This window comes from Campylobacter sp. RM9331, from assembly GCF_020137685.1.
Lineage (GTDB): Bacteria > Campylobacterota > Campylobacteria > Campylobacterales > Campylobacteraceae > Campylobacter_E.
The window spans coordinates 1-3,881 of the sequence record NZ_JACGBA010000036.1; the positions used below are offsets into that span (position 1 = coordinate 1).

1 protein-coding gene is annotated in these 3,881 nt (G+C 26.2%); it reads right to left on the reverse strand.

Annotation, left to right across the window (positions count from 1 at the left end; genetic code table 11):
* Window positions 1–131 precede the first annotated feature (131 nt).
* Window positions 132–3,881 (reverse strand): hypothetical protein (locus AVBRAN9331_RS09525; protein WP_336612906.1); only part of this gene is annotated, 3,750 nt, incomplete at its 5' end.

Consider the following 3,881-nt stretch of genomic DNA (forward strand, 5'->3'; position numbering starts at 1 on the left):
AAATTAGATGATTTAAAAGATTTGGTTTTTATAAAAGATAATAAAGTATTTAATAAAAACTATTTAATATCAGATGAAATAGCTTTGTATTTAGAATAAAGCTAAGTTAATTAGAACTTATAAAGTTCTAATTAAAACTTATAGCTAAATCCTAAGTTTAATCTATATCCTGTATCAAACTCATTAGAAATATTCTTTGTAAAATCAGCATTAATGTCTAATTTAGAATTTGGTTTTACTAAAAATCCTATTTTAGCATTCAAGCCACTATCTTGGATATTGTTAAAATTGTTTTCTAAAAGAGCTACTACTTTACTTTTTGAAAGAGCATTTAGGTCTTTAAAGTATTGTAATTCAGTAACTAAGCTAAAGTTTTTGTTAAACTCAACTCCTGCTTTAACTCCTGCTTTTATACTAGCTTGAAGACCTTTTTTAGTTTCTATACTTGCATTAGTTCCTTTTAAGTCTAAGTCCTTATATCTAGTAGCTATTAATTTAATATTAGGCTCTAAGTAATTATTATTTATACTAAATCTATGTCCTAAGCCTAAACCTATTTGATATAAGTCTAAGTAATTAGTAGTGTATAAATCAATCTTTTTAGCTTCAAATTTATTTTTTAATGTTACATAAGCTAAAGAATAATCAATAAAGCTTCCATTATAAAAATTAGTAGAAGCATAAGCTCCAAATGACCTTACATTAGTAGAAGAGCTTAAAGCTTTATTTATTTCTAATCTTGAAATATTTGCAAATACTCCATAAGTTAGATTAAATCTATCTAAGCTTATATTCTTATCTATACCAACGCTTGTGCCTTTGTTTCTTAAATCATTATAATTAGTCTTTAAATAATTATATGAATTATTCATCCAAAAGCCGTGATTTTTAATATCATCCCTTAGATAAGTAAATCTATCATTTAAAATATCTGCTTGATTTTTTGCTACATAATAAGGTGTATTAATTATGCTTTTTAATTCAGCTTTTGTTTCATTATCAAGTATTTCACTCATAAAATATTCTTGATAATTTTTATCTACTTTATTTGTTGTAGTGTAATTAACATTGCCTTTACCATCAATTATTGCTTGGATTTCATCTTTGCTTAATTCTTTACCAGCTAAACCTACACTCCAAACTTCTTTAGTTCCATTCTCATCTTGCATAGTTGTATAATGAACTAGATTAGGTGATAATAATACACTTGAAATAGGTGTTGTATAAGTTATCTTAAAGAAGTCTTTATTAACTACTTTAGGTGCTGCAGCTATCATATCAGCTCTTGTAGAATTTGAATTAGTAGTATTTGAGTTGTTAGTATTATTAATAATTGCAATAGGAACATAGCCATTAATTAATAAGCCTAAGTTTGTATTAGAAATATTAATTATATTATTAAAGCCACTTGCACCATATCTTGCAATGATTGCTCCACTAAAGTGATTATATAAAGAAGTATTATATCCACCACCTGTTATATAAAATGTAGAATTAGTAGCGTTTAGATTATTTACTGCTAATTGCCCTACTATTTTTGAATTAGTTGTAGTTAAGGTATTAGCTCTAATACCACCTTTAATAGCTGATTTTTCTATAGTGTAATCTCCACTTGTTATTTCTGCTTTATCATATACACTACTAGCATTATCATCTTTACCTTTTAAAAATACTTTAGTATCTTTAGAGCCTTCATTAGTATTATTTAAGAATACATTTGAGTTTGTAATCTCTCCTTTGTTTGCACTAATAGAAGTTGTTTTTAAATCTATATTTTTAATTACTAGCTTATCATCTACTTTTATTGTTTGAGCTTTGATTTCATCGGTTGTTTTTATATCATCGTTTATAAAATCAATATTATTAGCATTAATGTCTTTAAAGTTGTTATTAGTAGTAGCACTAAGTTTGCCATTATTTACTGATACATTGCCTAAAAAGGTATTATTATCAGCTTTTACTTCGGTATTTGTATTTGTAATAATTACATCGCCTTTAAAGGTATTATTAGTTCCACTTACTTCTCCCATACTTACATTATCTTCATAAAAAGCTCCATCGGTTTTTAAAATACCACTACCTGTTACTTTTTCTGATACCTTTGAGCCTTCTTCTACATTTATAAAGCCTTCGTTTTTTATTTCTCCTTTGATTTCTGAACCGTTTATTACACTTACTTGTGCACCTTTACTATCAATTATTATGCCTTGCTCTAATGTAGCTTTATCTAAGACATTGTTTTTACTATCGCCTGTAATAGTTAGAGTTTGTTTGAATATAGAACCAACTGCACTTATGCTATCAGCACTAACATTACCTTGAAAAGTGCTTTTATTATCGCTTAATAATTTATTTGCAGTTATATCTCCACTAAAGATTGTATTACTTGATTTAAAGTCGTTGCCTACTTTGAAATTTCCATCAATAGTAGTTTGGCTTTCGTTATTTATAGTTAAATCGTTTGTAACATTTATAGTATTAGTAGAACCATCAGCTTTATTAGTAATACTAGAATTATTTAAAGTTAAATTATTAGCAGTTATATCGCCTTTAATATTAGAATTATTTAATTCCATATTATTTGTAGTATTAATACTACCTTGAATAATTGTATTACTTGATTTAAAGTCGTTGCCTACTTGAAAATTTCCTGTGATGGTTTTTGCTTCTGTGCTAGTTGAGTTGTCTATAATAATATCATTTTTTACTATTACATTTGAAGCTTCTAGGTTAGTATTAGTTAAGCTTACATTACCTACTTCGTTTATATCACCTTTTATGGTTGAGTTTGTGATGATTACATCTTCTATTTCTCCGGTGCAGCCTTCTTGCTCATAACAAGTATTTCTATTGTCTTTTGTAATATTTCCATTAAGAGTAGAATTATCTATATAAACTTTATGAGTTCCTTGAATATTTCCATTTAAAACTGAATTGTTTTTAAGATGAAGTTCGCCTGTTTCTATATTTGAATTAATCACTGCATTATCTACATTGATAAAAGTATCAGTTTTATTTACATTGAAAAAATCTCTTCCATCTGTATTTTTTGCATAAATTTGATGCAGAGTAGTAATCATAGGTATTGTTATATTACCACCTTTAATATCAATTACTTTTGCATACATAGTTTTGTTTGCTTGAGTATTGTTTATATCAACATTATCTAAACTTAAATAATCGGTTAGATATTTAATAGCACCATTAACCTTTGAGCCAATCCCAACTTCATTTAAAGTAGAATTTGATATATATAATTTATTATTTGTCAATTCATCTTTATTATATTTCCAAGAATTAATTTCCGTATTTGATATATTTAAATTATTAAGCCTTAGTTCCGAATTATTTTCAATTAAAAAATTTAAATCCGTATTTTCTTTTATGAAATCCTTTTTACCATCTAATTCAAGACTTTCATAAGCAATTATATTTCCACTTTCTAACTTAATATTATCATTAATTGCTGATTTAGTAATATTGTTTAAATGAAAACTAGAACCTTTTAAAGTGCCTGTTACTTTACTTTTAGTATCAAAATATATATGACCACCAGTAAAATCACTATTTATTGTGGAATTAGTAAGATAAATAGTCCCACCACCTATTGTTGCATTAGTATCTGTATTGTTGATTTCACTATCGTTTATATACACTTTAGAAGTAGATGCTGCACTAGCTGAACCTATTGAAGTATTAGTAAATTTTGATTTATTAAAAGTAGTCGTGTTGTTATAAGTCCAAGAGTAATTATTAATAGCAGTATTTATAAATTCACTATCATTAAATGTAGCACTAGCATTATTACCTAAAGTTATATGATGACCTGTTCCTTTTATATTTTCATTTTTAACTAAAATTCTATTAAAGACATTATCTCC